The sequence below is a fragment of the Pseudomonas sp. HP_08 genome, from assembly GCF_055284095.1.
In genome coordinates this window covers 74350-100846 of sequence record NZ_JBTOQC010000009.1, presented here as the reverse complement: position 1 = coordinate 100846, position 26497 = coordinate 74350, and the positions used below count along the sequence as shown (strand labels likewise).

Below are 26497 nucleotides of genomic sequence, written 5' to 3'. Positions count from 1 at the left end.
GGCTGTTCCTCAGCTCAGGGTCGCGACGGCGGCGGCAATCCGCGCGCAACCGGCTTCCAGGGTTTCCAGCGCGGTGGCGGTGGACATGCGAAAGAACGGCGCCAGCCCGTAAGCGGTGCCGGCGACAACCGCCACGCCCTGGCTTTCGAGCAGAAACAGCACCACGTCGGTGTCGGCTTCCAGCACCTGGCCATCGGGTGTGCGCTTGCCAAGCAGGCCGGCGCAGTTGACGTACAGATAGAACGCGCCGTCAGGCTGGATGCAGCTCAGGCCGTCGATGGCGTTGATTAATGCCAGGCAGCGGTCGCGGCGCTGGCGGTAGACCTGCACGCTGCTGGCCACGAAGCTTTGATCGCCTTCAAGCGCGGCAACGGCAGCGGCCTGGCTCACCGAGCAGGCATTGCTGGTCGATTGCGACTGCAAGGTGGCCATAGCGGTGATTATGTCCTTGGGGCCGGCGGCAAAGCCGATGCGCCAGCCGGTCATGGCGTAGGTCTTGGACACGCCATTGATCACCACGACGCGGTCGCGCAGGCGCGGCTCGACGGTCAGCAGATGGGTCAGCGGCTGGTCGTCGTAGCGGATGTGCTCGTAGATGTCGTCGGTCATCACCAGCACATCGGGGTAGTCGAGCAGCACATCGGCCAGCGCGCGCCACTCGGCGGCGCTGTAGGTTGCGCCGGTCGGGTTGCTGGGCGAGTTGAGCAGCAGCCAGCGCGTGCGCGGGGTAATGGCGGCGCGCAGCTGCTCGGCGCTGAGCTTGAACTGGTTGTGTTCCGGGCACGGCAACGTCACCGGGCGACCGTCGCAGGCCAGCACCATGTCCGGGTAAGAGACCCAGTACGGCGCCGGAATCAGTACTTCGTCGTCACGGCTCAAGGTGGCCGCAAAGGCGTTGAAGATCGCCGCTTTGGCACCGCTGGTGACCACCACTTCGGCGGCGCTGTACGCCAGGCCGTTTTCCCGCGCCAGCTTGGCGACGATGGCTTCACGCAGGGCCGTGGTGCCGGCATTCAAGGTGTAGCGGGTTTCGCCTTTTTCGATCGCCGCGCTGGCGGCCTGGCGGATATGCGCCGGGGTATCGAAATCGGGTTCGCCGACCACCAGGTTGATGATCGAATGGCCGGCCCGGCGCAACTCGTTGGCGCGATCGGCCGCCGCGCTGCTGGGGGAAGGTTTGATACGGAGCACGCGGGCAGCGATGCGGGATGCGGTCACGGTGGCATTCCTCGTTGATGGCCTTGACGAGGGATACGTTACGAGCCCGGCGCAGGCTGGCCATAAGACGAGTTCGTTCTGGTTTGATAGGCAGCGCTTATGACCCGCGATGAACCTGGCATGCGCCAAAATAGTGCGCGCAGCGTTTGCTGGGGTTGCGGCCGCTTATGCATGCAGAGGTTTCGGCCACCATAACCAACGCTTATGACGCCGCCGCAGACAAGCTGGCCTGGCTCTTGCTGAACAGGCTGGGTATCGATCCGGAAGTGCCCGCCATGAACCTGCGCCGCCTGAAGTATTTTGTGAAAATCGTCGACATCGGCAGCCTGACCCAGGCCGCCGATGTGCTGCACATCGCCCAGCCGGCCCTGAGTCAGCAACTGGTGACCCTGGAAGCCGAGATGCAGCAGCAATTGCTGATTCGCACCAAGCGTGGCGTCACGCCCACTGAAGCCGGCAAGGTCTTGTACGGCCATGCCCAGGTGATCCTGCGCCAGTGCGAGCAGGCGCAAAGTGACGTCAATACCAGCGGGCAGGCGCTGTCGGGGCCGGTGTCGGTCGGCCTGGCACCGGGCACGGCGGCCTCGTCGCTGTCGCTGCCCTTGCTCAAACGGGTGCGCGAGCGGCATCCGGGCATTTTGCTGTACCTCAACGAAAACTTCGGCACCACGCTGAGCGAGCTGATCATGAACGGGCGCATGGACATGGCCGTGCTGTATGGCGGGCGCGAGGTGCATGGCCTGAGTTTCGTGCCGTTGCTGCGCGAACAGTTATTTCTGGTCAGCGGCGATCCTGCGATGGCCGACCGCGAGCAAATTGCGCTGGCCGAGGTGAGCGACATCGACCTGTTGCTGCCGCGCACCTACAACACCATGCGCCGGCTGGTGGACGAAGCCTTTGTGCGCATCGAGCGCAGCGCGCGGGTGATTGCCGAGATCGAGTCGTCGACCAGCCTGGCCGCCGCCGTCGCCGACCGCTTCGGCGCGACGATCCTGCCCGAGTCGGCCGCGCGGGTACTGGCTGACACCCACGCGCTGCACCTGTGCCACATCGTCGAACCGGACATCGAAGCATCGCTGGCGCTGTGCCTGTCGGGACACTTGCCGCTGTCGGTGCCGGCCCAGGCGGTCAAGGCCATCCTGCTGGAACTGGTCGCCGAACTGCGTGGCAAGCAGCGCGATGCCTGAGCGGTCATAAGGCGGCCTTATCTCTCCACATTCAATCCGTCTTGGTCTGGCAAAAACCGCCTCGATACATTGGCCTCAGCCACTTTTGTTATTGCCAGGCAAGGGCCCTCGCATGAAACCGGAACGAATCAAATCCCTGATCGACCTGATGGTCGAGTCCGACCTGAGCGAGCTGAGCCTCAGCGAAGGCGATGCGCAATTGCGTCTGCTGCGCGAGCCGGGCCAGGCCGTTGCCAGCAGCGTGTTGCCGGCGGCGCCCGTCGCCGCCGTCAGTGCGCCCGCACCTGTTACGTCTGCGTCCGCCGTAACCGGCACTGACGTCTGCGCCTCGCTGTACGGCGTGCTGCACCTGACGCCGGCGCCCGACCAGCCGCCGTTTGTCGACGTCGGCACGGCGGTGGAGGTCGGCCAGACCCTGGCGGTGATCGAGGCAATGAAGATGTTTCATCCCCTCAAGGCTCAGGCGGCCGGCGTGGTGAGCGCCATTCTGGTCAAGGGCGGCGAAGAGGTTCAGGCCGGCCAGGTGCTGATCCGTATCGGTTGAGCCGTGCTGGCTGCCCACCCATTTTCGAGTCGGGGTTTTTCATGTTCGACACAGTATTGATCGCCAACCGCGGGGAGATTGCCCTGCGCATCCTGCGCGCCTGCAAAGGCCTGGGGCTCAAGACGGTCGCGGTGTATTCCGAGGCCGATCGTGACGCCAGCTACGTGCAACAGGCCGATGCAGCGGTGTGCATCGGGCCGGCGGCGCCGGGCCAGAGTTACCTGAACCAGAGCGCTTTGCTGTATGCCGCGCGGCTGACCGGTGCTCAGGCGATTCATCCGGGTTATGGTTTTTTGTCTGAGAACGCAGGCTTTGCCGAGCGCATCGCCGAACAGGGCCTGACCTTTATCGGCCCCTGCGCCGCGTGCATTCGCACCATGGGCGACAAGGTGGCGGCCAAGCGTGCCATGCGCCTGGCCGGCGTGCCGTGCGTGCCGGGCCCGGACAGCGCCTTGCCGAGTGATCCGCAGGCCATCCTGGCCATCGCCGATGACATTGGTTACCCGGTGATCGTCAAGGCCGCCGGCGGCGGTGGCGGACGCGGCATGCGCGTGGTGCATGAGGCCGACCGGCTACTCGATGCCATCGCCATCACCGGCGAAGAAGCGCGCCGCGCCTTCGGCAATCCCGAGCTGTACATCGAGAAGTTTCTCGGCACGCCGCGCCATGTCGAAATTCAGGTGCTCGGCGATGCCTATGGCCACGCCGTGTGGCTGGGCTCGCGGGACTGCTCGATGCAGCGCCGCCACCAGAAGGTGCTGGAAGAAGCACCGGCGCCAGGTATCGATCCTGCGCTGATCGCCCGCGTGGGCGAGCGCTGCGTCGAAGCCTGCCGGCAGATCGGTTATCAGGGCGTGGGGACTTTCGAGTTTCTGTTCGAGCACGGTGAGTTCTATTTCATTGAAATGAACACCCGCCTGCAGGTCGAGCACCCGGTCACCGAGGCCACCAGCGGCATCGACATCGTTCAGCAGCAGATCCGCATGGCCATGGGCGAGCGCCTGACGCTCAAGCAGGCCGACATTAGCGTACATGGCCACTCGCTGGAGTGCCGCATCAACGCCGAAGACCCGCGCAGCTTCATGCCGACGCCGGGCCTGGTAACCCGCTGGGTGGCGCCGGGCGGTTTCGGTGTGCGCGTCGACTCGCATGTGAGTCAGGGCTATCGCGTGCCGCCGTACTACGACTCGATGGTGGCCAAGGTCATCACCCATGGCGCGACCCGCGACGAAGCGTTGGCGCGCATGCGCCTGGCCCTGAGCGAGATGCAGGTCGAGGGCATCGCCACCAACATCGAGCTGCACCGCGACATCCTTGAAGACCCGGTGTTCTGCGCCGGCGACATGGACATCCACCACCTCGAACACTGGTTACAGACCCGGAGCCAACCATGAGCCGCCTGGCCGCTGCACCGTCTATCAGCCTGCTGGGCACCACGGCCCTGTTGCTCGAAGCGCCCGGCGAACTCGATTTATTGCCGCAGCAACGCATCTGGGCCCTGGCACGCCAGGTCAAGGACTGGCCCGAAGTCGGCGAGGCCGTGCCGGGCATGAATAATCTGATGCTGACCTTGCAGGCCCCGCCCCGCGACCTGTCCGGGCTGCGTACGCGGCTGCTTGAGGCCTGGGAAGCGTGCCAGGCGCTGCCGCTGCAAGGCCGCATCGTCGAGTTGTCGGTGGTCTACGGCGGCGACGACGGCCCGCACATGAATGACGTGATCGCCCACACCGGGCTGGACATCGAGACCATCGCCAACCTGCATTGCGAGCCGTTGTACCCGGTGTATGCCTTGGGCAGCCATCCCGGCTACTGCTATCTGGGCGGCATGGACCCGCGCCTGGCCACGCCACGGCGCAAGGTGCCGGTGCTCAACATCGGTGCCGGCGCGGTTTCCATCGGCGGCGTGCAGACCGGTATCTCGGCCTCGGCCGGCCCCAGCGGCTGGAACACCATCGGCCGTACCGAAATGGTTTTTTTCGACGCTGAACAAGACCCGCCCGCGCTGCTGCAGCCCGGCGACCAGTTGCGCCTGCGCATAGAGAGGATCATCCGATGATCGAGATTATCAGCGCCACCGCCCTGGCCACGGTTCAGGACCTTGGGCGCCTGGGCAGCCTGGGCTTTGGCGTCGGCACTTCGGGGGCGATGGACAGCCTGTCGCTGCGCCTGGGCAACCTGTTGCTGGGCAACGATGAAGGTGCGGCGGCCATCGAGATTCCGCTGTTTCCGTTTCAGGTGCGCTTTGTCGAAGACTGCGCATTCGCCGTCACCGGCGCGTCCTGCGCAGCCACGCTGGACGGTGCGCGGTTGCCCGGCAACTGGATGACCCAGGCGCGCAAGGGCCAGGTCTTGAACCTCAGTTACCCGAGCGCCGGCAGCCGTGCCTACCTGTGCCTGGCCGGTGGCATCGATGTGCCGTTGGTGCTGGGCTCGCGCAGCACCCAGTTGCGCGGCGCCTTCGGTGGCTGGCAGGGGCGGGCGCTGGAGCAGGGCGACCGGCTGGCAGCAGGCTCGCCCGGGCTGGTCGCGCTGAGCGACTTTGGCCTGGAATCGCCGCTCAGTGCTCTGCCGCTGACGGTCGATGGCCTGCCTGCCGTGCGTGTGTTGCCGGCCGCCGAATATGAGTGTTTCAGCCTGGAGGCGCGCGCCGGTTTCTTTGCCAGCCCATGGAAGATCACCACCCAGAGCAACCGCTACGGCTATCGCCTCGAGGGCACGCCGTTGCTGCCCGAGCGGCCGCTGGAGATTCGCTCGCACGGCATCGTGCCCGGCGTGATTCAGGTGCCGCATGGCGGCCAGCCCATCGTGCAGATGCGCGATGCGCAGCCCAGTGGCGGCTACCCGAAATTCGCCACCGTGATCGAGGCCGACCTGTGGCGCCTCGGCCAGGCGCCGATCGGCAGCCAGGTGCGTTTTGTCGAGTGCAGCTATGCCGAAGCCCTCGACGCACTGGACAGCCATCAAACGTTCATCGACGACGCCCGGCGCCTGCTGGCGCTGCGCAGCCTGCAAGGAAATCACTGATGGATATCCGCGAAATCCGCCAACTGGCGACCTGGCTGGGCGAGGCACAACTGAGCGCGCTGGAACTCAAGCGCCCGGGCCTGGAGCTGTTCATCAAGCGCAGCCCGGCGCGCCCTGCAATCCGTCGCGAAGACCGCGAACCGGATCATCCTCTCGTTAAAGCGCCACAACCGGGCCTGTTCATCCAGCACCGTCCCGACGAACGCAGCGCCTATGCCCAGCCCGGCGAAACCATCGAGGCCGGGCAACTGCTGGGCCTGCTGAAAATTGGCGGCCTGTACCTGCCGGTGCGCAGCAGCATGGCCGGCAAGCTGATTCGCTTTATTGCCCAAGACGGCGAACAGGTCGGTTACGGCCAGCCGCTGCTCGAACTGGAGGCCTGCTGAATGCGCATCGACTTGAACGCTGACCTGGGCGAGGGCTTCGGCCCCTGGCGCATGGGTGAAGATGAAGCGCTGATGCCGCTGATTTCCTCGGCCAATGTCGCCTGCGGTTTTCATGCCGGCGACCCGACGATCATGGACGCCACGGTGCGCCGCGCCAAAGCGCTGGGCATCGATCTGGGCGCGCATGTGGGCTTTCCCGACCTGCAAGGCTTTGGCCGGCGGCGCATGAACATCGACATCCCCGAGTTGTGCAACCTGGTGGTTTATCAGTTGGGGGCTCTGGCCGGCATTGCGGCAGCGGCCGATTACCGCGTCACGCACATGAGCTTTCATGGCGCGCTGGGCAACATGGCCGCCGCCGATGCCGCGCTGGCCGCGCCGCTGGTCGAGGCCGTGGCGCGTTTCGATCCGCGGATCATCATCAGTTCGTCGAGCAGCGTCGCCATCGAGAGCGCCGCCGAGCGCTGCGGACTGCGGGTGGCCACGACATTTCTGGCCGACCGGGCCTATGACGAAAGCGGCCTGCTGGTGCCACGCGGCATCGAAGGCGCGGTGATCAAGGACGCCGCGCAGGTAATGGCGCGGGTCGTGCAGTTGCTGCAAGACGGCACGGTCACGACCTTGAGCGGCAAGGTCATCGCCGCCAACGCCTGTTCGATCCTGCTGCACGGCGACACACCGGGCGCCGTAGAGCTGGCACGGCAGATTCGCCACGGCATCGAAGCCAGGGGCGGCGTCATCACCCCGATTTCGCAACTCGTCCAAGGGTCATAAGCACACCTTATTGCCACACAACCATTGCGTCTTGGTCGCTGCGGGCCCGGCTCGTTAAAGTCCCAGACAAGGCGATTACCATCCCCGAGACGGGACGTGATCCAAGCTCATTCGAGGAACTGTGATATGCCTTTTTCCGATTACAAAACAGCGCTGGTCACCGGCGCTTCTTCCGGTATCGGCGAGGCCGTGGTCGAACGCCTGTGTGCCGAAGGCCTTGAAGTGCATGCCCTGGCGCGCAGTGCCGACAAGCTGGCGGCGCTGGCCGAGCGCACCGGCTGCATCGCGCATGCCATCGACGTCACCGACCTGGCCGGGCTGACCGCACTGTTTGCCGCGCACACCTTCGATGTGGTGATCAACAATGCCGGTGTCGACCGTCCGGGTTCGTTGCTCAAGGCCGACGCCGAAGGCATCGATCTGCTGGTCGACGTCAACCTGCGCGCGGTCTTGCAGATCGCACGTCTGGCGCTGCCGGGCATGGTCGAGCGCGACCGTGGGCATATCGTCAATATCAGCTCGATTGCCGCCGCCTATAACTTCGGCGGCAACGCCACTTACCACGCCACCAAGGCAGCGGTGAGCATGCTCTCCAAGCAACTGCGGGTCGATGCATTCGGCAAGCGCGTGCGGGTCACCGAAATCTGTCCGGGCCGGGTCGCCACCGACATCTTCGCCCACGTCCACGGCGACTCCGAAGAAGTGCGCCAGCGCTTTATCGAAGGCTTCGAGCTGCCGGTGGCCGCCGACATCGCCAATGCCATTGCCTTTGCGATTGCCGCACCGGTGTCGGTGAACATCGGCCACATGGAAATCACCCCGACCCTGCAAGTGCCGGGCGGGCTGTCCACGGCACGGCCGCAGGATTACGTCGGTTAAAAGCCGGGCCATTCAATAGAACGGCGCTTTTTATAGAACGGCTCAAGCCGTCATCGCTGTACCGCGCCGCTGGCAACAGGCGGCGCCTTGCTCCTGCCCCAAGCCGAATGTCGATGGAACACACCATGACAAATGACTTCGATCTTTCCGCGATCCTGCACGGCGAGTATGCCGAGCTGATCCTCAAGGGCATCGAGATGACCCTGCAACTGGCGCTGTTCGCCTGGTGCCTGGCCATGGTGCTGGCCGTGCTGCTGGTGTCGATCCGCCTGACCGGTAACCGCTATGTCGAATACCTGGTGGCGGCCTATGTGTCGTACCACCGCAATGTGCCGACCCTGGTGCAACTGATGCTCTGGTACTTCGGGGTGCCGACCCTGCTGTCGGAGTCGACCCAGTTGTGGCTGGCCAACTACAGCACCGAATACCTGTTTTCGGTGATCGCCCTGGGCTTGTGCCAGGCGGCGTATTTCAGTGAAGACATCCGCAGCGGCCTGCGTGCCATTCCGGCCGGGCAGACCGAAGCATCGCGGGCGCTGGGCCTGGGTTATGTGCGTTCGATGCGCTACGTGATCCTGCCGCAAAGCATCCGCAATTGCCTGCCGTCGCTGATCAACCACACGGTGCTGCTGTTCAAGAACACCAGCCTGGCGATGGCCATCGGTGTGGTGGAGCTGACCTACGCCAGCCGCGAGGTCGAGAACTACACCTTTCGCACCTTCGAGGCGTATCTGGTGGCGACCGTGGTGTACCTGGCCTTTTCCCTGCTGCTGATGGCGCTTGGCGCGTTGCTGGCACGGCACTTCAGTAAAGCGATGGCGAGGTAAGCGACCATGTTCGATATGTTCACGATCCTGCAGGACAACTGGGCGCTGTTTCTGGTCGGCCAGTACCCGCATGGCCCGCTGGGCGGGCTGGCGTCGACGCTGATCCTGGCGGTGCTGGCGCTGGTGCTGGCGTTTCCCCTGGGCCTGCTGCTGGCTTTGGCGCGGGTTTCGCCGTGGCGCTGGCTGCGTTACCCGGCGACGGTGTGGGTTTATGTGCTGCGCGGTATTCCGCTGTTGATGGTGATCTTCTGGACCTATTTCCTGGTGCCGCTGCTGATCGGCCACAACATCACCGGCTTCACCACCATGCTCTGCACCCTGGTGATCTACCAGAGCGCCTACCTGTGCGAGATCGTCCGCGGTGGCATTCAGGCCTTGCCGGCCGGCCAGTACGAAGCCTCGCGGGCACTGGGCATGGGCTATATGCGCACCACGGTCTGGGTGATTTTGCCCCAGGCGCTGTACAACTCGCTGCCCAGCCTGGTCAGCCAGTTCATCTCGATCATCAAGGAAACCTCGCTGGGCTATGTGATCAACGTGCAGGAAATCACCTTTGCCGCCAACCAGGTCAATAACCAACTGCTGACCAAACCCTTCCAGGTGTTCTTCATCCTGGCCATCACTTACTACCTGCTGTGCTACGGCCTGACCCGGGTGGCGAATGCTCTGGAGCTGCGCATTGCGCGCAAGCGTCAGGGCCTCGCGCCTGTGGCAACGCCGAGCCGGCCGGCCTTGACCACCCACTGACCGAGGGCGCCTTCATGCATCCGATGATCATGTTTTCCAGGATCAACAAATGGTACGGCGATTATCAGGCCCTGACCGACATCACCGCCGAGGTCAAACGCGGTGAAGTGGTGGTGCTCTGCGGCCCGTCGGGTTCTGGCAAGTCGACGCTGATCCGCACCGTCAACCGTCTGGAAGATATCCGCGACGGGCAGATTCTGTTCGACGGCCAGGACGTACACGGCACCGACGCCAACCTCAACCGCCTGCGCAGCCGGGTGGGTTTTGTGTTCCAGAGTTTCAACCTGTTCCCGCACCTGTCGGTGCTCGACAACATCATCCTCACCCCGACCAAGGTGCGCGGCCTCAAGGGCAGCGAAGCCAGGGCGCGGGCCATGGAACTGCTTGACCGCGTCGGCCTGGCGCACAAGGCCGGCGCCTACCCTGCGCAATTGTCCGGTGGCCAGCAGCAGCGCGTGGCGATTGCCCGCGCGCTGGCCATGGAGCCGCCGGTGATGCTGTTCGACGAACCGACCAGCGCCCTGGACCCGGAGATGGTCGGCGAGGTGCTCAGCGTCATGAAAAGTCTGGCCAAGGAGGGCATGACCATGATGTGCGTGACCCACGAGATGAACTTCGCCCGTGAAGTGGCCGACACCATCTGGTTCATGGATGCGGGGCAGATTCTTGAAAAGTCCACCCCGGAAAGCTTCTTCCAGCAACCGACGCACCCGCGTGCGCAACGTTTCATTGCCGATCTGCGCAGCCACTGAGGGCTGCGTTCATTCAACCGTTTCGATCTTGATCTAATGAGGATGCTCCCATGGGTATGAAGTCTCTGTTGGCCGTGTTGCTGGTTTCGCCATTGGCCGTTGCGGTGGCGCAGGCCGATCAGTTGAGCGATGTCATGAGCAAAAAGAGCCTGAGCTGCGGCGTGTACGCAGATGTGCCGCCGTTCTCCGCACCCGATCCGAAAACCCGCGAGCTGGTGGGCATGGACGTCGACCTGTGCAAGGCACTGGCCAAGGAGCTGGGCGTGGAACTGGAGCTCAAGCCGCTGTCGGTTGAAGCACGGATTCCGGAAGTGAAAATGGGCCGTGTCGACCTGATTTTCGCCAACCTGGCCTACACCAAGAGCCGCGCCGACCAGATCCAGTTCAGCGACCCGTACTACATCGCCAAGGAAACCCTGGTGGTGCGCGCCGCCAACGCCGACCAGCCCAAGTCGTTCTTCGAGGGCAAGCGCATCAGCTCGACCAAGGGCTCGACCTCCGAGCAGTCGATTCGCCTGGCCAATGCCACGCCGGTGACTTTCCAGGACACCGGCTCGGCCTACATGGCCCTGCAACAGAACAAGGTGGTGGGGCTGGTCACCAACACCATGACCGCGATCAAGCTGGTCGGCCAGGCCAAGGCCGGCGGTGTCGAGCTGGCGATTGCCAAGGAGCCGATGGCGCTGGAACCGATCGGTGCCGGCATGCGTCAGGGCGAGCCGGCGTTTTTGGCCAAGGTCAACGAATCGCTGCGGGCCATGGAAGCCAAGGGCGAGATCGACGCGATCTGGGAGCGCTGGATCGGCCCGAACACCGAATACAAGATGGTCCGCGTCGACAAGGTACAGAGCCTGAGCGAGCTGAAGTTCGATCCGCTGCCTTGATCACGGCTGTACGGGCAGCAACAAACGCCCCAGCACCGGTAAATGGTCGGAGATTTCCAGGGTATCGGCCTGGCGAACCTGAGCCTCGAGGCGCTTGAGGCCTGGGCTGTAAAACAGATAGTCCAGCGTGCGGTCCGGGCCGTCGATACGCGGGTCGTTGGGCCAGTGGGTCAGCCAGCGGTTGCGCTCGGTGCCGTTGGTTTCGTTGTTGGCCGGGATCATCGGGTACGTGTCCCGAAGCTGTCGCAAGGCTGCATCTTGCGGCTGCAGGTCAAAATCGCCGCCCATCAGCCATGGCGTGCCGCTGCCGGTCAGGTGATCGAGCAGGCGGGCGGTGGTTTCAACTTGCTGGCGGCGGGTGTCATCCGCCGCCGGGGCATACAGCTGGGTGTTGATTGCCGCCAGCCGGCTGCCATCGCTCAGCGGCAGGTAACTGACCAGCAAGGCCGGTTTTGGCTGGAACTGGCGCACGATGATATTGGCGTGTTGCACCGGCAGTTGCAGGCGCTCGGCGCTGTCGATGCGATAACGGCTGAGGGTCGCCAGTTTCAGGCCGACGCTGCCCCAGATATGCGGGTGCGGGATGAACTCGGCCTGCCACTCCAGCGCCTGGGTACTGCACGGGTAAAGGTCGACCAGCCGTTCCTGAAGCAACGCCAGCTGGTTCTGGTAATCGGTGTGCCTGGCGCCGTCGCCGACTTCCTGAAGCAGCACCAGATCAGGCTGTTCGTCGCGGATCACCCGCGCCACTTCATCCAGATTGAACGCCAGGTCTTCGGCGGTGGGGCGCTCGTCGGCTTCATCGCCGGCGGCCGCCTCGTACCAGAACACATAGCGTTTGCCGGCCAGGTATTGAACGTTCCAGGTCATGACCTTCAAGGCCTGGCCAGGCACCAGCGTCGGTGCCTGAGGCGTGGTGCAGATGGCCGTGACCGGCTCACGTGCAGGCGGGCGCCAGGTCAGGTGATACACCGCCAGCCACAGTGCGGCTATCGGCAGCAGGGTCCAGAGGACCAGACGCAAAAGGATTCGGGTCATCGCCTGGATGGGCCTCCTTATGGGCTGCGCTCAGCATAGCCCAGGCATCAGTCCTTCGGCGGGGCGTCGGCCACCAGCATGAACAGGCGGAACATCACCACGCCCATGAACAACTGCAAAAAGCTGCTCAGGCTGTCGAGCATTAGCGTAACGCCGGACGCCTGGGGCTCGGGAAACAGGTACATGCCCAGGCCTTCGATCATCGACAGCGGGATATAGATGATCAACAGGCAAACCAGAATGCGCAAAAAGTGCCCGTTGGTCATCTGCATGCTTTCGCGCATCGCCAGCAGCGGCGGGCGCTGGCGCAGCACCAGCAAGTATTCGCTGAACGCCAGCTTGATCATCACCCACAGGCCCGGCAACACGAACAGCGACAGGCCGAACATGATCAACAGCGTGCTGATCGCCGACAACACCGCAAAGCTGGGCCACAAGCGCAGGGTCATGGCCCAGATATCGACGGTGCGCGGCTGCTCGCCGCGGGTGCGGGCAGCCAGCAACAGAATCAGCGCGCCGCTGTACAACGGATAGAAAAACAGGCCCACGACCAACTCATAGGCGTTCGAGGCACTGCTGGTCACGGCGTTGCCGACGGCCTGTTTGACCAGCGACTCGAGGACGATCAGCGGCAGGCACAGCACCAGAATGCTGATCAGGTTGCGGCGAAAGAAGTAAAGCGAGTCCTGGATGATGTTCAGCGGATTCATGGTGTTCGGTCGTAAGAAAAGTCGGCGGACACTGTAGCCCATTGGCCGATGACCCACCAAGCGCGCCCGGCTACAGCGGGCTTCTTAACTTTTTTGTCATGTCCTTGAAGCGCCCTTTGCCAGCCCCATAACGTTCTCAAGGCCACGCATTGGCCTTGTGACGATCCTTGCGAGGTGCGTATGAACAACCAAGAGCAAACCCTGATCGACGATCTTTTCGCGAAACTGAAAACCGCCGAAAGCACGGCTGGCGCCCGCGATGCAGCGGTCGAGGCACACATCAACGAGCACCTGCGGCGCCAGCCGGCGGCGCCGTATTACATGGCCCAGGCGATCGTGGTGCAGGAAGCGGCGGTCAATCAGCTCAACCAGCAAGTGCGCGAGCGCGACGAGCAGATCCTCAAGCTTCAGGCCGAGTTGCAGCAGGCGCGCAGTGCGCAGGCGCCGGCCAGTGGCGGCGGGGGCTTTTTGTCCGGCTTGTTTGGCGGTGGCCAGCCACAACGCAATACGCCACCACCTTCCGGTGGCGGCTGGCGCGACAGCGGTTATGCAGCGCCGCCGGCACCTGCTGCGGCGCCTGCACCAGCGCCTGCCAAGGGCAGCGGCTTTCTCGGCAGCGCCTTGCAGACGGCGGCGGGTGTAGCGGGTGGCGTGATGCTGGCGCAGGGCATCAGCAGCCTGTTCGGGCACCACAACGCGCCGCAGGAAATTGTCGAAGTGATCCAGGACTCGCCGGCACAAGGTTATCAACAGGATGATGGCTGGAACCGCGATCAGGATTATCTGGCCGACGATGGTGGATCGTTCGATGACGATGACAGCTTTGTCTGAGTCAATGCCGGGGAGGCCGCCCTGCTCCGGGCGGCGCTCACATTCACGTTGTCGGCTCTGGGCAGCTCAACTGTTCAGGTCGAATATCAATGATAAAGAGCTTGCTGTTTCTGGCCAGGTAGGAATGTTCCTGATGAACTTTAAACTTGCGCATCGCGGCTAACAGTTGTGTTTCCTTGCAGGCCAGTTTCTCCAGGCCACGGCGTAATTCCGCCTGCAGGCTGGCCTTGCGCTCTTCGGAGAGACTGCTTGCCGCCACGTCGATCCTGTAGCGGTAGACAATCGTGTCTGCGTACATCAAACCGACGTACTCAAAGGTGGTCAATGCATCCAGCTGCCTTGGCAGTGTTGCATTCAACTGGGCGAGGCGCTCGGCCAGCAGCGCCTGTTGGGCCTCCTTCTCCTGCTCGGCCTTGAGCCCGAAATAGCGTCCAGTCCCGGCAAGCAGCATCACCGCAGCGATACCCAGATAGAAATTACGCGGGTTGCGCCGCTTCTTCGGCGCCAGCTTCATCAGCACGTGAATGACTCGTCCTGAGCATGGAAAAACCTGGTGATACCAAGGGCCAGGCGTGAAAGCGCCGTAGCTTGACACAGGTACCCTCGAGACCGGCAATGACCTCTTGTCCTGACGGCGCTGTTCCCGACTGCGCACATCCTCGGCCCATAACTGGCATACTGCGCGCTGTTTGCAACCTGGGAAGTGACAGTGAAAAAGATCGCGGTGTTTGCCGATGTGCAGAACCTCTACTACACGGTGCGTCAGGCGCACGGCTGTCACTTCAACTATGCCGCGTTCTGGGCCGATGTCAGCCAGCACGGGCAGATCGTGCAGGCCTATGCCTATGCCATCGACCGCGGTGACAGCAAGCAGCAGCAGTTTCAGCAGATCCTGCGCAACCTGGGCTTTACCGTCCGGCTCAAACCCTACATCCAGCGCAGCGATGGCTCGGCCAAGGGCGACTGGGACGTGGGCATCACTCTTGATGTGATGGAACACGCCGCCGAAGTCGATGAAGTGGTGCTGGCTTCCGGCGATGGCGATTTCGATCTGCTGCTCGAGCGCATCATCGACCGCTACAAGGTCGAGGCGGTGGCCTACGGCGTGCCGGGGCTGACCGCCAACTCGCTGATCCGCGCCGCGACCCGCTATGTGCCTATTGAAGGCGCATTACTGCTCAAGAATTGAACACCTGATACCGCACAGAAAAAGGCTACCGATTGTGGAACGCATTGCCGTCATCGACTTTGAAACCACTGGCATCTCGCCGGGCCCCGGTTGCCGTGCCACGGAAGTGGCGGTGGTGATCATGGAGGAGGGGCGCATCGTCGACCGTTATCAGAGCCTGATGAATGCCGGCGTGCGTATTCCGGAGTTCATCGAGTCGCTGACCGGCATCAGCAACGCGATGATCCGCACCGCGCCGGCCGCCGAGCGGGTCATGGGCGATGTGGCGGACTTTGTCGGCAGCACGCCGCTGGTGGCGCACAACGCTTCGTTCGACCAGAAGTTCTGGGACTTCGAGCTGGCGCGTATCCAGCGCAAGCGCGTGCAGAACTTTGCCTGTTCAATGCTGCTGGCCCGGCGCCTGATCCCCGGCGCACCCAACCACAAACTCGGCACCCTGACCCGTTATGCGCGCCTGCCCAATACCGGCCAGGCGCACCGGGCCATGGCCGATGCTGAAATGGCCGCCAACCTGATGGGCTACATGACCGGCCAGTTGCGCAACCAGCACGGCATTACCGCCGTCTCCCACCAGTTGCTGTGCAGCCTGCAAAAGGTCCCGGCAGCGCGGATTCTGGAAACCCTCAAGCGTCAGCGCGGCCTTTGACCGACGGTTTCTCCAGGCGCACCCCGTTACCCAGATGACCGGCCGGCAGGCGCCGGTCCACAGGCGTCGACAGCACGATCGAGGTCTTGCTGAAACCAAAGCGCGCCACGCGGTCGAGCAGTTGCTCCAGATGCTCCATCGAGTCCACCGCCGCGCGCATGATCACGCAGGGATCGCCGGTGACCCGGTGGCACTGGATCAACTCGGGAAACTTGTACAACTCTTCATAAGCGTGCTGATTGCCATGGCTGCCCAGCCGTAGCTCGATCATGCACTGGATCGGCAGGCCGACCTTGGCCAGATTGACCTTGGCCTCGTAGCCGGTAATCACCCCGTTGGCTTCCAGCTTGGCAATCCGTTCGGCCACCGCCGGTGCCGACAGATTGACCAGCCGCGCCAGTTGCGCAAATGACGCACGGCCGTTTTCCAGCAGCGCGTCGATGAGAATGCGGTCGTATTTGTCCAGCTCCACAGGGCATCTCCCGAAGACAAAAGTGCTGTTTTTCGAATCGAAGGCTAAAGCCGGATAGTACCGTTGAATCGAAATTATCTGTGCCGTTTAAACAGTTTTGTCGGCTTAATATTCCGTATCTGCCTTCTTAAAATAGCTCGACCATTCGAATGGATTCCGAGCCTGCCATGCCTCATACCCGTCGCTTTCCCCTGTTACTCATCGGTGCCTTTCTGGCGCTTTACCTGATCTGGGGCTCCACCTACCTGATGATCCGTATCGGCGTGGCCTCGTGGCCACCGCTGATGATGGCCGCGGTACGCTTTCTGATCGCCGGCGCCTTGCTGTACGGCTACCTGCGCTGGCGCGGGGTGCCGGCACCCACCGCCGCGCAATGGAAAGCGGCGGCGATCATTGGCTTTTTGCTATTGGGCTGCGGCAATGGCGGCGTGACCCTGGCCGAGCACGCCGATGTGTCTTCGGGTGTGGCCGCGCTGGCGGTGGCGACCATGCCGTTGTTCACGCTGTTGTTCGGGCTGTTCTGGGGCAACCGCACCACCCGCCTGGAATGGGCCGGTATTGCACTGGGCCTGATCGGCATCGGCCTGCTCAACCTGGGCACCAACCTGCAAGCCAGCCCGTACGGCGCCGCCCTGTTGATCTTCGCCGCCGCTGCCTGGGCCTTGGGGTCGGTATTGAGCAAGCACCTGCCCTTGCCCAGCGGACCGATGGCCAGTGCCGCCGAAATGCTCACCGCAGGCGCCATTCTGATGGTCGGCAGCCTGCTCAGTGGCGAGCGCCTGGAGCAAATGCCCACCGCAGCGGGGTGGGGCGCACTGGCGTACCTGGTGGTGTTCGGCTCGATCGTCGCCTTCAGCGCCTACATGTACCTGCTGAAAAACGTCCGTCCGGCCGCCGCGACCAGCTATGCCTATGTCAACCCGGTGGTGGCGGTGGTGCTGGGCATGCTGTTCGCCGGCGAACACATCGGCCCCGAAGAGGCGCTGGCCATGCTGGTGATCGTCAGCGCGGTGATCCTGATCGGTCTGCCGCAGTGGCGTAAGCCTGCTGTCAGCGCGGCGGCGACCTGACGGATAAGCCGGCGACAGGGTAAACTGCACGCCTTGCGCTGAATTTTCCCTACGGTATTTCCATGACATTCGCTTCTCTTGGCCTGATCGAACCCTTGCTGCGTGCGCTTGAGGCGCTGGGCTACCAGACCCCGACGCCTGTCCAGGCCAAGGCGATTCCCGCTGTACTTGAAGGCCGCGACCTGATGGCGGCGGCCCAGACCGGCACCGGCAAGACCGCAGGCTTTGCCCTGCCGCTGCTGCAACGCCTGACCATGGAAGGCCCGAAAGTGGCCGCCAACTCGGTGCGTGCCCTGGTGCTGGCGCCGACCCGCGAACTGGCCGAGCAGGTGCATGCCAGCTTCAGCCAGTACGCCGAGCACGTGCCGCTGAGCACTTACGCGGTGTACGGCGGCGTGAGCATCAACCCGCAGATGATGCGCCTGCGCCGTGGCGTCGATGTACTGGTCGCGACGCCAGGCCGTTTGCTCGACCTGCACCGGCAGAACGCGGTCAAGTTCAACCAGGTGCAGATCCTGGTGCTGGACGAAGCCGACCGCATGCTCGACCTGGGCTTCTCCGAAGAGCTGCGCGGCATCTACAACGTGCTGCCCAAGAAGCGCCAGACCCTGCTGTTCTCCGCGACCTTCTCCGACCCGATCCGGCAGATGGCCGGGCAGATGCTCGACAACCCGCTGAGCATCGAAGTCAGCCCGCGCAATGCCGCCGCCAACACGGTCAAGCAATGGGTGGTGACCGTCGACAAGAAGCGCAAGACCGAATTGTTCATCCACCTGCTCAAGCAACAGCGCTGGGGCCAGGTGCTGGTGTTCGCCAAGACCAAGGTCGGCGTCGATCAACTGGCCGAGCGCCTGCAAGGGCTGGGCATCAAGGCCGACGGCATCCACGGCGACCGCCCGCAAGCCACGCGCCAGCGGGCGCTGGACAGCTTCAAGTCGCGCGAAATCCAGATTCTGGTGGCCACTGATGTCGCCGCCCGTGGCCTGGACATCGACGATTTGCCGACCGTGGTCAACCTCGACCTGCCGATCGTCGCCGAAGACTACGTGCACCGCATCGGCCGTACTGGCCGCGCCGGGCAGACCGGTGAAGCGATCTCGCTGGTGTGCGCCGATGAAGTCGAGCAACTGGCGGCCATCGAAGTGCTGATTCGCCAGACCCTGCAACGCAACGACGAGCCGGACTTTATTCCCGATCACCGGGTACCGGTCACCGATGCCAGCGGGCAGATTCTCAAGAAGCCGAAAAAACCCAAGAAGCCCAAGGCCAGCGGCAAGGGCAACCTGGGCAAGTGGATCGACAGCGGTGAGCCGGAAGCGGCAGCGCCTGCGGCCAAGCCGGTGCGCAAGGTGCCTGCGTTCAACACCGGCCCGCGCAAGCGCAAGCCGTAAGGCTGTTTACCGGGCAAGCCAGCGCAGCACACCCTGCGCGGCCATCCGCCCGCTGGCAAAGCAGGCAGTCAGCAGGTAGCCGCCGGTCGGGGCTTCCCAGTCGAGCATTTCGCCGGCGCAGAACACGCCCGGCAGTGCCTTGAGCATCAACTGCTCATCCAGCGCCTCAAAGGCCACGCCACCGGCGGTGCTGATCGCCTCGTCCAGTGGCCGCGCCTTGACCAGCGTCAAGGGCAGGGCCTTGATGGCCTGGGCCAGCAACTGTGCATCGTTGAACTGCTCAGCGCGGGTCAGCTCGCGCAGCAGCGCGGCCTTGGCGCCTTCCAGCCCCAATTGACCATTCAGGTGCTTGGCCATCGAGCGTGAACCGCGCGGTTTGCTCAGAGCCTTGTGTACCGCTTCCAGCGTCTTGCCCGGCAACAGGTCGACCGACACCGTGGCGCTGCCATGGCGGTTGATCAATTCACGAATCGGCGCCGACAGCGCGTACACCAGGCTGCCTTCCACCCCGCGCTCGGTGAGCACGCACTCACCCAGGCGTGGCGCTAAGTTATCCACAGTCATGGCGATATTCTTCAGCGGCGCACCGGCAAACTTGCTGCGCAATACCTCGCTCCAGGCACTCACTTCAAAGCCGCAGTTGCTGGCCTGCAACGGCACCACCCCGACGCCCTGGGCCTGCAGCCACGGCAACCAGGCGCCATCGGATCCCAGTCGCGCCCAACTGCCGCCACCCAGCGCCAGCAACACCGCCGTCGGGCGCAAGGCCAGTTCGCCTTCAGCATTCGCCACGCGCAGGCTGCCGTCACTGTTCCAGCCCAGCCAGCGATGACGGTTATGCACGTTCACGCCGCCTTCGCGCAGGCGCTTGAGCCAGGCACGCAGCAAGGGCGCCGCTTTCATGTCGGTGGGAAACACCCGCCCGGAACTGCCGACGAACGTCTCGATGCCCAGGCCGTGAATCCACTGGCGCAAGGCGTCGGCATCAAAACCCTGCAACAACGGCTCGATGACCGCTGCGCGCTCGGCGTAACGGGCGACAAAGGCCGGGTAAGGCTCGGAATGGGTAATGTTCATGCCGCCAACGCCGGCCAGCAGAAACTTGCGACCCACCGACGGCATGGCGTCGTACAGGTCGACCTTGACGCCGGCCTGGCTCAACACCTCGGCCGCCATCAAGCCTGCCGGCCCACCCCCGATGATGGCGACGGATGCAAGGGCAGGGGAGGTCGATGAGGTCATGGGCAAACCGGTGGTGATGGCACGAAAGGGGTGGGCATTCTACCTGAGAACAGTCGGTGGGCTGGATATGGCGCTGTCGTGCAGCAAACATACAGCCTGTAGGAGTGCGCTCTGCTCTGGGCCGCATTCGGACGACCGGCTGCGCTAGCAGTCGTAAACTTTCAGCGTTTCCGAGATTTTGCGAGCGCTAACGCACTCGGTCGTCCGAATGCGGCCCAGAGCAGAGCGCGCTCCTACAACCCCCGCTCAACCCATACCTTCTGCGCACTGTGATGCAAAATCCCGTGCCGGCGCGCCAGCGCATGGCGGTCCTTGCTATACCCGCCACCAATCACGCCCATCACCGCAATATCGCGTCCCAGGCAATGATGCAGCACGGCTTCATCGCGGGCGGCCAGGCCTTGATCGGTGAGGTTCAGATAGCCCAGCGCATCGTCCTTGTGTACATCGACACCGGCGTCGTAGAGCACCAGGTCCGGTTTGTAGAACGGCAACAGATAGTTGAGGGTGTCGTCGACCACTTGTAGGTAGTCCGCATCACCCATGCCCATGGGCAGCGGGATGTCCCAATCGCTTTGCGCCTTGCGGGCCGGGAAGTTCTTTTCGCAGTGCAGCGAGACGGTGATGGCGTCTTCGGTGTCGGCCAGCAGGCGGGCGGTGCCGTCGCCCTGGTGCACGTCGCAGTCGAAGATCAGCACCTTGCCGACCCGGCCGCTGCGCAGCAGGTACTGACTGATGATCGCCAGGTCATTGAAGATGCAGAAGCCGGCCGGGTAATCGTAATGAGCGTGGTGCGTGCCGCCGGCCAGATGGCAGGCCAGGCCATGTTGCAGGGCATGTTCTGCGGTCAGCAATGAACCGCCCACGGCGCGCACGGTGCGCCGGGCCAGCGCTTCGCTCCATGGCAGGCCGAGGCGGCGCTGGTCTTCGCGCGACAGGTCGCCGCTCATGAAGCGTTCGATATAAGCCGGGTCATGCGCCAGGGCCAGAATGTCCGGCGGGCACAACTCGGGGCGCAGCAATTGCGCGTCACAGGTAATGCCGCTTTCGATCAAGTGATCACGCAGCAAGCGGAACTTGTCCATCGGAAAACGGTGATCGGCCGGGAAGGGCGGGCTGTAGTCGTCGTGGTAGATGAGCGGCAGGGACATTTTGACTGTGCTTTAGGGTCCAACCCCGATAGTGCCAGTAATGCCATCACGCGCACAGTCGTGTGTCTTGTTCACAGCTAAACTGGCGCGATCCAGGATTGCCCCCGAGGAATGACGGATGGAACCCATACTCACGCTCGACAGCGCACGATTATCGATGCGCCAGTGGCACGATGATGATCTGCCGGCATTTGCCGCCATGTGCGCCGATCCACAGGTGATGCGGTATTTTCCCGAGCCCATGAGCCGCCTGGAGACGGCGGCGATGATCGGCCGCATGCGCGGGCATTTTGCCGAGCTGGGCTTTGGTCTGTGGGCGCTGGAGCGCAAGGACACCGGTACCTTTATCGGTTTTACAGGCTTGATGGTGGTGGGCTTCGAGGCGCCTTTTGCACCGGCGGTGGAGATCGGCTGGCGCCTGGCGCGCGAGCACTGGGGGCTGGGGTTTGCCAGCGAGGCGGCGTGGACGGCGCTGGGCTGCGGTTTCGAGCGCCTGGGGCTGGAGGAAATCGTGTCGTTCACCGCGCAAAGCAATCTGCCGTCGCAAAAGGTCATGCAGGCGATCGGCATGCAACTGGACCCGACCGCCGACTTTGAACACCCGGCCTTGCCCGACCAGCACCCGCTCAAGCCCCATGTGCTGTACCGCATCAATCGGGAACAGTGGCTCTCGACACTGCAAGGCTGACGTTTCTGTATCATCCTCTGTCTATTGCGCGACCTGATCGCGCCGATCCGTTTTGCAAAGGAGTCATGAATGAGCCGAGTGCTTGAAGACCTGGTTGACCTGCTGACCCTGGAGTCCATCGAAGAAAACCTGTTTCGCGGGCGTAGCCAGGATTTGGGCTTTCGTCAGTTGTTCGGCGGCCAGGTGCTCGGCCAGTCGATCTCGGCGGCCAGCCAGACCGTTGAAGATGACCGCCATGTGCATTCCATGCACGGCTATTTTCTGCGCCCTGGCGACGCGCAGTTGCCGGTGGTCTATCACGTTGACCGGGTGCGCGACGGCGGCAGTTTCAGCACCCGGCGCGTGACCGCGATCCAGAAGGGCAAGCCGATCTTCACCTGCAGCGCATCGTTCCAGTACGACGAAGAAGGCTTCGCGCATCAGGCCGCGATGCCGCAAGTGGTCGGCCCCGACGATTTGCCGTGCGAGCTGGAGCTGCTGACGCGCAACGCCCACCTGATTCCCGAGGCGATGCGCGAAAAATTCCTGTGCCCCAAGCCCATCGAGTTTCGCCCGGTTACCGCCGAAGACCCTTACAACCCCAAGCCCGGCGATCCGGTCAAGTACGTCTGGTTTCGTGCCGATGGCGCGCTCAAGGACATTCCGGCGCTGCACAAGTACCTGCTGGCCTATGCCTCGGACTTCAATCTGCTGACCACCTCGTTGTTGCCGCATGCCAAGACGGTCTGGCAGCGCGACATGCAGGTCGCCAGCCTGGACCATTCGTTGTGGTTCCACAGCAATCTGCGTGCTGACGACTGGTTGCTGTACGCGATGGACAGCCCGTGGGCCGGTAACTCGCGCGGTTTCTCACGCGGCAGTGTGTACAACCGCGCGGGCCAACTGGTGGCGTCGGTCAGCCAGGAAGGCCTGATTCGGCATCGCAAGGACTGGGCATGATGAACCTCGACCAGATTCGCCATTGGGTATTCGACATGGACGGCACGCTGACTGTGCCGGTGCATGATTTTGCCGCGATCAAACGGGCGCTGGATATTCCCGAGCAAGCCGACATTCTCGGTCACCTGGCCAGCCTGCCGCCGGCAGTGGCGGCGGACAAGCATGCCTGGCTGCTGGAGCATGAGCGCGAGCTGGCGCTGGGCTCGGTCGCGGCAACCGGTGCGGTGGAACTGGTGCGTGAGCTGGCCGGGCGCGGTTACCGGCTGGGCATCCTGACCCGCAACGCACAGGAACTGGCGCACATCACGCTTGAGGCCATCGGGATTGCCGACTGCTTTGCGGTCGAGGATGTCCTGGGGCGCGAAAATGCCACGCCCAAGCCGGACCCGGCCGGACTCTTGAAGCTGGCCAGTGCCTGGGAGGTTGAGCCTGCGCGCATGGTGATGATCGGCGACTACCTGCACGACCTTAATTGCGGCCGCGCCGCCGGTGCGCGCACGGTACTGGTCAACCTGCCGGAAAATCCCTGGCCGGAGCTGACCGACTGGCACGCCCGCGACTGCAACGCCCTGCGCGAGATGATCTAGCGGCGTAAACAGCAAGCTACAAGCCTGCACCCTCTGCTTGCAGCTTGAGGCTTACAGCTTAAAGCGGCCTCAAAGCGGTTTGAACAAGACGGCCTGGCTCAGTGGCGCGGTAAAAATGCCGTCGCCGCCATGGCCCACGCCCGGTACTTCCACCAGACGCTGGTTCAGCCCGGTCGGGTGGCGTTTGCTCAGGTAGTCGAAGTAGTTATGCCCGCGCACCAACCGGTCCTGGCCTTGGGCCTGGGCGGCACAGCTCTTGTCCAGCGCAGGATGGTTGGGGTCGTTGTCGAGCAGGCCCAGCAGGTACGTGACATCGCGCTGCACGTAGGCTTTTTCAAGATCGGCGCTTTCGATCTTGCTGGCGTAGGCCGGGAGTTTGTTCAGGCCGTATTTCCAGTCGTTGAAATTCGGACAGGTTTTCTCCGACACCGGTAGCGGCCGCTGCGCGTCGAACCAGGCATAGGTCGACGGGTCGGCAATCACGTAGCGCAGCCGGACGCCTTGCTTGCGCAGATAAGCTTCCTGCTTGCCGCCGAGCAGGGCATAGCGCTGGGCCATTTGTGCGCCGCCGGAGTGACCGGCGATGACGATTTCCTTGAGGTTGGGGAACAGCTTGTCATCGCCCAGGCGCTTGAGAATCTGGTCCAGTACGGTGAACGAGCTGACGGGCTTGGGACCAATGGACGGGGCGCCGGAAATCCATTCGTCTTCACGCCAGCGCAGGATCGAGTCGGCCAGGTGATGGGCCGTGATGTCTTTCTCATCCAGAAACTGCGGGGCAATGAGCAGGGTCTTGTTGCGTTCATGGGACTGGTTGGCGGCGCGCTCCACGGTGCGCAGGTAGGTCTGGGCGTTGCGCCCGCGGCCATGCAACACGATCAGCACACGCTGGATCTGCGGCTTGGGCCGCAGCCATTCCTGGCTCAGGCCCAGCGTCGCCTGGCTGCCATTGATGGTCAGGCGGTCTGGGCTGATCGAGGTGACAGGGTAAGTCTCGGCGTGTGCACTCAGGCTGGCGGCAGCGCTGCTCAACATCATGGCCAGCAACAACGGTTTGATCATCAATTACAGGCTCTTGGCGGCGAACGTGTCGCACTGGTTGATATTGCCCTGGGCAAAGCCGGTCTTGAACCAGCGCACCCGCTGTGCGGAGGTGCCATGGGTAAACGAGTCGGGCACCACCTGGCCGCGACTCTGGCGTTGCAGGCGATCATCGCCAATGGCGTTGGCCGCGTTCAATGCCTCTTCAATATCACCCGGCTCCAGCCAGTTCAAACGCTTTTGTGCGTTGTGCGCCCAGACACCGGCCAGGCAGTCGGCCTGTAGCTCCTGGCGCACCAGTAAACCATTGTCGCCTTCCATGCGCTGACCACTCTGGCGCGCCTGCTGGACCTTGGCTGAAATACCCAGCAGGGTCTGCACGTGGTGGCCCACTTCATGGGCGATGACATAGGCCTGAGCGAAGTCGCCGGTGGCCGAAAAGCGTTGGGACATCTCTTTGAAGAACTCAAGGTCGAGGTAGATCTTGCGGTCGGCCGGGCAGTAGAACGGCCCGGTGGCCGAGGTGGCAAAGCCGCAGGCGGAACTGACCTGGCCATTGAACAGGATCAATTGCGGGTCGGCGTATTGGCGCCCGGTCTGGGTGAAGATGGCCTGCCAGTTGTCTTCGGTGTCGCCCAGAATGGAGCGCACGAATTCGACCCGCGGGTCGTTGGCGGGAGCGCGCGGCGCGGTGTTGGGCGGATTGACCGCAGGGCTCTGTGGCTGGCTGAATTCGCCAGCCAGCTGGCCGAGGATCTGCATCGGGTCCTGGCCGGTGATCAGGCCGAACACCACGATCAGGGCCACGCCACCCAGCGTCAGGCCTTTGCCGCCTATACGCCGGCCGCCGCCAGCACCGCCGGCACCACCTTGTGCACGCTCGTCGACTACGTTGTCGCTACGTCGGCCTTTTTTCCACAGCATCGGACTGCCCTCGACATACACAATAAAAGAGTGTTGCTGCTGTGAGGCTGGTGCGCCAGCCCGTCGGTCATTTAATTGACGCTGATTTTTCTGCCGGTGCCGCATCCGCGAAGCGATTGACCTGGCGCAAACTTTTGAAACCGACCATCCAGGCGCCGACCACGCCCAGCGTGCACAGGCTGCCGGCAATCGCCGCCGGAATGGCGCCGATCAGCGAGGCGCTGGTGCCGGCGCGGAACTCGCCCAGTTCGTTGCTTGAACCGATGAACAGCATGTTCACCGCGTTGACCCGTCCGCGCATGTTGTCCGGCGTCGAGAACTGCACCAGCGCCGAGCGAATGTACACGCTGACCATGTCGGCGGCGCCGGCGATCAGCAGGGCGATGCACGACAGCCAGAACAGCGTCGACAAGGCAAACACCAGATTGGCCAGGCCGAAAATGCCCACGGCGATGAACATGGTCAGGCCGACATGACGGTCCAGCGGGCGCACGCTCAGGTAAATGCCGGTCACCAGTTCGCCCAGGCTCATGGCGCTGCGCAGTACACCCAGGCCTTGCGGGCCCAGGTGCAGCACCTCGTGGGCGTAGATCGGCAGCAGCGCGATAACGCCGCCCAGCAGCACGGCGAACAGGTCCAGGGAAATGGTGCCGAGAATGATCGGCCGCGAGCGAATGAAGGCGATGCCGGCGGTGAAGCGCTGCCAGGCGCCGTCTTCCAAGTTGAGCTTGGGCATGGCGTACTTCACCGGCACCTGGCTCAGCAAGACGGTGCCGAGAATGAAGGCCGCTACGCAGGTGGCGTAGGTCAGCTCGGCGCCACCCAGTGCGTACAGCCCGCCGCCGACCAAGGGGCCGGCCACTGTCGAGCTGCGCATGATCACGCTGTTGGTGGCAATCGCCGAGGCCAGGCGCTCACGCGGCACGATCTGCGGCAACAGGCTTTGCAGCCCGGGGCCGGTAAACGCCCGCGCGCCGCCGTAGAGCAGCAGGGCGGCATACACCAGGCGCACGTCGTGCAGGTTATAGAACGAGAACAGCAGCAGAATCACGCCGCACAACGCCTGCACCAGCCAACTGATGGTCAGGATCAGCTTGCGGTCGTAGCGGTCGATCAGATCGCCGGCGGGCATCAGCAGCAACAGCATGGGGATGAACTGCGCCAGGCCCGCATACGCCAGGGCCATGGGATCGCGGGTCATGTCATAGACCTGCCAGGCGACCACCACCGCCTGGATCTGCATGGCAAACATCGCCAACAGGCGAGCAGACAGAAACGCAACGAAACCGGGTTGACGATACAGACCCGACGAAGTGGAGGCAGACGCAGATGATTCGGAACTCAAGACAGTTACCC

General features: G+C 63.6%; 30 protein-coding genes. 20 read left to right on the top strand and 10 right to left on the bottom strand.

Going from position 1 to position 26497, the window contains the following annotated elements:
* Positions 1–9: 9 nt before the first annotated feature.
* Complete coding sequence (locus ACYAS9_RS09920) at positions 10–1218, bottom strand: aspartate transaminase (protein WP_463568114.1); 1209 nt, start codon at positions 1216–1218, stop codon at positions 10–12.
* 275 nt (positions 1219–1493) lie between these two features.
* Between ACYAS9_RS09920 and nac the strand changes: the two genes are divergently transcribed.
* The 12 genes from nac to ACYAS9_RS09860 all read left to right on the top strand — a co-directional run bounded on the left by nac (position 1494) and on the right by ACYAS9_RS09860 (position 11222).
* Positions 1494–2405, top strand: a complete 912-nt coding sequence (nac, locus tag ACYAS9_RS09915) for a nitrogen assimilation transcriptional regulator NAC (RefSeq protein WP_463568185.1) — start codon at positions 1494–1496, stop codon at positions 2403–2405.
* Positions 2406–2517: 112 nt separating this feature from the next.
* Complete coding sequence (locus ACYAS9_RS09910) at positions 2518–2949, top strand: acetyl-CoA carboxylase biotin carboxyl carrier protein (protein ID WP_463568113.1); 432 nt, start codon at positions 2518–2520, stop codon at positions 2947–2949.
* Positions 2950–2990: 41 nt separating this feature from the next.
* Positions 2991–4343 (top strand): acetyl-CoA carboxylase biotin carboxylase subunit, encoded by a 1353-nt coding sequence (accC, locus tag ACYAS9_RS09905; protein WP_463568112.1) that lies wholly within the window; start codon positions 2991–2993, stop codon positions 4341–4343.
* Positions 4340–5005: a 5-oxoprolinase subunit PxpB gene (gene pxpB, locus ACYAS9_RS09900; protein WP_463568111.1), complete on the top strand. Its 666-nt coding sequence runs from the start codon at positions 4340–4342 to the stop codon at positions 5003–5005. Before accC ends, pxpB begins: the two co-directional genes overlap by 4 nt.
* Entirely contained in the window at positions 5002–5973 is a 972-nt protein-coding gene (locus ACYAS9_RS09895) for a 5-oxoprolinase subunit C family protein (RefSeq protein WP_463568110.1), read from the top strand. Before pxpB ends, ACYAS9_RS09895 begins: the two co-directional genes overlap by 4 nt.
* Positions 5973–6359 carry a biotin/lipoyl-containing protein gene (locus tag ACYAS9_RS09890; protein WP_463568109.1) on the top strand — a complete coding sequence of 129 codons (387 nt, stop codon included), beginning with the start codon at positions 5973–5975 and terminating at the stop codon, positions 6357–6359. The genes ACYAS9_RS09895 and ACYAS9_RS09890 overlap by 1 nt, the downstream gene beginning before the upstream one ends.
* Positions 6360–7133 (top strand): LamB/YcsF family protein, encoded by a 774-nt coding sequence (locus tag ACYAS9_RS09885; protein ID WP_463568108.1) that lies wholly within the window; start codon positions 6360–6362, stop codon positions 7131–7133.
* 126 nt (positions 7134–7259) lie between these two features.
* Entirely contained in the window at positions 7260–8012 is a 753-nt protein-coding gene (locus ACYAS9_RS09880) for an SDR family oxidoreductase (RefSeq protein WP_463568107.1), read from the top strand.
* Positions 8013–8137: 125 nt separating this feature from the next.
* Complete coding sequence (locus ACYAS9_RS09875) at positions 8138–8839, top strand: amino acid ABC transporter permease (RefSeq protein WP_463568106.1); 702 nt, start codon at positions 8138–8140, stop codon at positions 8837–8839.
* A gap of 6 nt (positions 8840–8845) precedes the next feature.
* Positions 8846–9586 (top strand): amino acid ABC transporter permease, encoded by a 741-nt coding sequence (locus tag ACYAS9_RS09870; RefSeq protein WP_463568105.1) that lies wholly within the window; start codon positions 8846–8848, stop codon positions 9584–9586.
* 23 nt (positions 9587–9609) lie between these two features.
* A complete protein-coding gene (locus tag ACYAS9_RS09865; protein WP_459743840.1) occupies positions 9610–10338 on the top strand; it encodes an amino acid ABC transporter ATP-binding protein in 729 nt (242 codons plus the stop codon).
* A gap of 50 nt (positions 10339–10388) precedes the next feature.
* Positions 10389–11222 (top strand): ABC transporter substrate-binding protein, encoded by an 834-nt coding sequence (locus ACYAS9_RS09860; RefSeq protein ID WP_463568104.1) that lies wholly within the window; start codon positions 10389–10391, stop codon positions 11220–11222.
* Here the strand turns inward: ACYAS9_RS09860 and ACYAS9_RS09855 are convergent, their stop codons facing one another.
* Entirely contained in the window at positions 11223–12260 is a 1038-nt protein-coding gene (locus tag ACYAS9_RS09855) for an endonuclease/exonuclease/phosphatase family protein (protein WP_463568103.1), read from the bottom strand. It abuts the gene before it with no gap.
* A 47-nt stretch (positions 12261–12307) separates the two neighbouring features.
* Positions 12308–12970 (bottom strand): YciC family protein, encoded by a 663-nt coding sequence (locus tag ACYAS9_RS09850; RefSeq protein WP_463568102.1) that lies wholly within the window; start codon positions 12968–12970, stop codon positions 12308–12310.
* 180 nt (positions 12971–13150) lie between these two features.
* On the opposite strand from ACYAS9_RS09850, the gene ACYAS9_RS09845 reads away from it, so the two are divergent.
* Positions 13151–13801 carry a DUF2076 domain-containing protein gene (locus ACYAS9_RS09845; protein ID WP_463568101.1) on the top strand — a complete coding sequence of 217 codons (651 nt, stop codon included), beginning with the start codon at positions 13151–13153 and terminating at the stop codon, positions 13799–13801.
* A gap of 43 nt (positions 13802–13844) precedes the next feature.
* Here the strand turns inward: ACYAS9_RS09845 and ACYAS9_RS09840 are convergent, their stop codons facing one another.
* The gene (locus ACYAS9_RS09840) at positions 13845–14315 is read right to left on the bottom strand and encodes a hypothetical protein (protein WP_463568184.1); all 471 of its coding nucleotides are present in this window, start codon (positions 14313–14315) and stop codon (positions 13845–13847) included.
* 195 nt (positions 14316–14510) lie between these two features.
* Between ACYAS9_RS09840 and ACYAS9_RS09835 the strand changes: the two genes are divergently transcribed.
* Positions 14511–14990, top strand: a complete 480-nt coding sequence (locus ACYAS9_RS09835) for a LabA-like NYN domain-containing protein (RefSeq protein ID WP_122472182.1) — start codon at positions 14511–14513, stop codon at positions 14988–14990.
* Between the two features lie 34 nt (positions 14991–15024).
* A complete protein-coding gene (locus tag ACYAS9_RS09830) occupies positions 15025–15636 on the top strand; it encodes a 3'-5' exonuclease (RefSeq protein WP_463568100.1) in 612 nt (203 codons plus the stop codon).
* On the opposite strand, the gene ACYAS9_RS09825 is transcribed toward ACYAS9_RS09830, so the two are convergent.
* The gene (locus ACYAS9_RS09825; protein ID WP_463568099.1) at positions 15614–16108 is read right to left on the bottom strand and encodes an Lrp/AsnC family transcriptional regulator; all 495 of its coding nucleotides are present in this window, start codon (positions 16106–16108) and stop codon (positions 15614–15616) included. The genes ACYAS9_RS09830 and ACYAS9_RS09825 overlap by 23 nt on opposite strands.
* Before the next feature lie 167 nt (positions 16109–16275).
* Here ACYAS9_RS09825 and yedA point away from each other — a divergent pair, with 167 nt between their 5' ends.
* Both yedA and ACYAS9_RS09815 read left to right on the top strand, forming a co-directional pair.
* Complete coding sequence (gene yedA, locus ACYAS9_RS09820) at positions 16276–17178, top strand: drug/metabolite exporter YedA (protein WP_463568098.1); 903 nt, start codon at positions 16276–16278, stop codon at positions 17176–17178.
* Between the two features lie 62 nt (positions 17179–17240).
* The gene (locus ACYAS9_RS09815; RefSeq protein ID WP_463568097.1) at positions 17241–18569 is read left to right on the top strand and encodes a DEAD/DEAH box helicase; all 1329 of its coding nucleotides are present in this window, start codon (positions 17241–17243) and stop codon (positions 18567–18569) included.
* A 6-nt stretch (positions 18570–18575) separates the two neighbouring features.
* Here the strand turns inward: ACYAS9_RS09815 and ACYAS9_RS09810 are convergent, their stop codons facing one another.
* Entirely contained in the window at positions 18576–19811 is a 1236-nt protein-coding gene (locus tag ACYAS9_RS09810) for a TIGR03862 family flavoprotein (RefSeq protein WP_463568096.1), read from the bottom strand.
* Positions 19812–20044: 233 nt separating this feature from the next.
* Positions 20045–20962 (bottom strand): histone deacetylase family protein, encoded by a 918-nt coding sequence (locus ACYAS9_RS09805; protein ID WP_463568095.1) that lies wholly within the window; start codon positions 20960–20962, stop codon positions 20045–20047.
* Positions 20963–21080: 118 nt separating this feature from the next.
* On the opposite strand from ACYAS9_RS09805, the gene ACYAS9_RS09800 reads away from it, so the two are divergent.
* The 3 genes from ACYAS9_RS09800 to ACYAS9_RS09790 all read left to right on the top strand — a co-directional run bounded on the left by ACYAS9_RS09800 (position 21081) and on the right by ACYAS9_RS09790 (position 23176).
* Positions 21081–21650 carry a GNAT family N-acetyltransferase gene (locus tag ACYAS9_RS09800; protein WP_463568094.1) on the top strand — a complete coding sequence of 190 codons (570 nt, stop codon included), beginning with the start codon at positions 21081–21083 and terminating at the stop codon, positions 21648–21650.
* A 69-nt stretch (positions 21651–21719) separates the two neighbouring features.
* Positions 21720–22589 carry an acyl-CoA thioesterase II gene (gene tesB, locus ACYAS9_RS09795; protein WP_463568093.1) on the top strand — a complete coding sequence of 290 codons (870 nt, stop codon included), beginning with the start codon at positions 21720–21722 and terminating at the stop codon, positions 22587–22589.
* The gene (locus tag ACYAS9_RS09790; RefSeq protein WP_463568183.1) at positions 22589–23176 is read left to right on the top strand and encodes an HAD family hydrolase; all 588 of its coding nucleotides are present in this window, start codon (positions 22589–22591) and stop codon (positions 23174–23176) included. Before tesB ends, ACYAS9_RS09790 begins: the two co-directional genes overlap by 1 nt.
* 69 nt (positions 23177–23245) lie before the next feature.
* Here the strand turns inward: ACYAS9_RS09790 and ACYAS9_RS09785 are convergent, their stop codons facing one another.
* The 3 genes from ACYAS9_RS09785 to ACYAS9_RS09775 form a co-directional block, all read right to left on the bottom strand.
* Complete coding sequence (locus tag ACYAS9_RS09785; RefSeq protein WP_463568092.1) at positions 23246–24238, bottom strand: alpha/beta hydrolase; 993 nt, start codon at positions 24236–24238, stop codon at positions 23246–23248.
* 3 nt (positions 24239–24241) lie between these two features.
* Positions 24242–25141: a KPN_02809 family neutral zinc metallopeptidase gene (ypfJ, locus tag ACYAS9_RS09780; RefSeq protein WP_463568091.1), complete on the bottom strand. Its 900-nt coding sequence runs from the start codon at positions 25139–25141 to the stop codon at positions 24242–24244.
* A gap of 67 nt (positions 25142–25208) precedes the next feature.
* Positions 25209–26486, bottom strand: coding sequence for an MFS transporter (locus tag ACYAS9_RS09775; protein ID WP_463568090.1), 1278 nt, complete (start codon positions 26484–26486; stop codon positions 25209–25211).
* Between the last annotated feature and the right edge of the window lie 11 nt (positions 26487–26497).

Coding starts and splice junctions, on each gene's coding strand:
- nac (WP_463568185.1), top strand. CDS start 1,494: ATGAACCTGCGCCGCCTGAAGTATTTTGTGAAAATCGTCGACATCGGC.
- ACYAS9_RS09910 (WP_463568113.1), top strand. CDS start 2,518: ATGAAACCGGAACGAATCAAATCCCTGATCGACCTGATGGTCGAGTCC.
- accC (WP_463568112.1), top strand. CDS start 2,991: ATGTTCGACACAGTATTGATCGCCAACCGCGGGGAGATTGCCCTGCGC.
- pxpB (WP_463568111.1), top strand. CDS start 4,340: ATGAGCCGCCTGGCCGCTGCACCGTCTATCAGCCTGCTGGGCACCACG.
- ACYAS9_RS09895 (WP_463568110.1), top strand. CDS start 5,002: ATGATCGAGATTATCAGCGCCACCGCCCTGGCCACGGTTCAGGACCTT.
- ACYAS9_RS09890 (WP_463568109.1), top strand. CDS start 5,973: ATGGATATCCGCGAAATCCGCCAACTGGCGACCTGGCTGGGCGAGGCA.
- ACYAS9_RS09885 (WP_463568108.1), top strand. CDS start 6,360: ATGCGCATCGACTTGAACGCTGACCTGGGCGAGGGCTTCGGCCCCTGG.
- ACYAS9_RS09880 (WP_463568107.1), top strand. CDS start 7,260: ATGCCTTTTTCCGATTACAAAACAGCGCTGGTCACCGGCGCTTCTTCC.
- ACYAS9_RS09875 (WP_463568106.1), top strand. CDS start 8,138: ATGACAAATGACTTCGATCTTTCCGCGATCCTGCACGGCGAGTATGCC.
- ACYAS9_RS09870 (WP_463568105.1), top strand. CDS start 8,846: ATGTTCGATATGTTCACGATCCTGCAGGACAACTGGGCGCTGTTTCTG.
- ACYAS9_RS09865 (WP_459743840.1), top strand. CDS start 9,610: ATGATCATGTTTTCCAGGATCAACAAATGGTACGGCGATTATCAGGCC.
- ACYAS9_RS09860 (WP_463568104.1), top strand. CDS start 10,389: ATGGGTATGAAGTCTCTGTTGGCCGTGTTGCTGGTTTCGCCATTGGCC.
- ACYAS9_RS09855 (WP_463568103.1), bottom strand. CDS start 12,260: ATGACCCGAATCCTTTTGCGTCTGGTCCTCTGGACCCTGCTGCCGATA.
- ACYAS9_RS09850 (WP_463568102.1), bottom strand. CDS start 12,970: ATGAATCCGCTGAACATCATCCAGGACTCGCTTTACTTCTTTCGCCGC.
- ACYAS9_RS09845 (WP_463568101.1), top strand. CDS start 13,151: ATGAACAACCAAGAGCAAACCCTGATCGACGATCTTTTCGCGAAACTG.
- ACYAS9_RS09840 (WP_463568184.1), bottom strand. CDS start 14,315: ATGAAGCTGGCGCCGAAGAAGCGGCGCAACCCGCGTAATTTCTATCTG.
- yedA (WP_463568098.1), top strand. CDS start 16,276: ATGCCTCATACCCGTCGCTTTCCCCTGTTACTCATCGGTGCCTTTCTG.
- ACYAS9_RS09815 (WP_463568097.1), top strand. CDS start 17,241: ATGACATTCGCTTCTCTTGGCCTGATCGAACCCTTGCTGCGTGCGCTT.
- ACYAS9_RS09810 (WP_463568096.1), bottom strand. CDS start 19,811: ATGACCTCATCGACCTCCCCTGCCCTTGCATCCGTCGCCATCATCGGG.
- ACYAS9_RS09805 (WP_463568095.1), bottom strand. CDS start 20,962: ATGTCCCTGCCGCTCATCTACCACGACGACTACAGCCCGCCCTTCCCG.
- ACYAS9_RS09800 (WP_463568094.1), top strand. CDS start 21,081: ATGGAACCCATACTCACGCTCGACAGCGCACGATTATCGATGCGCCAG.
- tesB (WP_463568093.1), top strand. CDS start 21,720: ATGAGCCGAGTGCTTGAAGACCTGGTTGACCTGCTGACCCTGGAGTCC.
- ACYAS9_RS09790 (WP_463568183.1), top strand. CDS start 22,589: ATGAACCTCGACCAGATTCGCCATTGGGTATTCGACATGGACGGCACG.
- ACYAS9_RS09785 (WP_463568092.1), bottom strand. CDS start 24,238: ATGATCAAACCGTTGTTGCTGGCCATGATGTTGAGCAGCGCTGCCGCC.
- ypfJ (WP_463568091.1), bottom strand. CDS start 25,141: ATGCTGTGGAAAAAAGGCCGACGTAGCGACAACGTAGTCGACGAGCGT.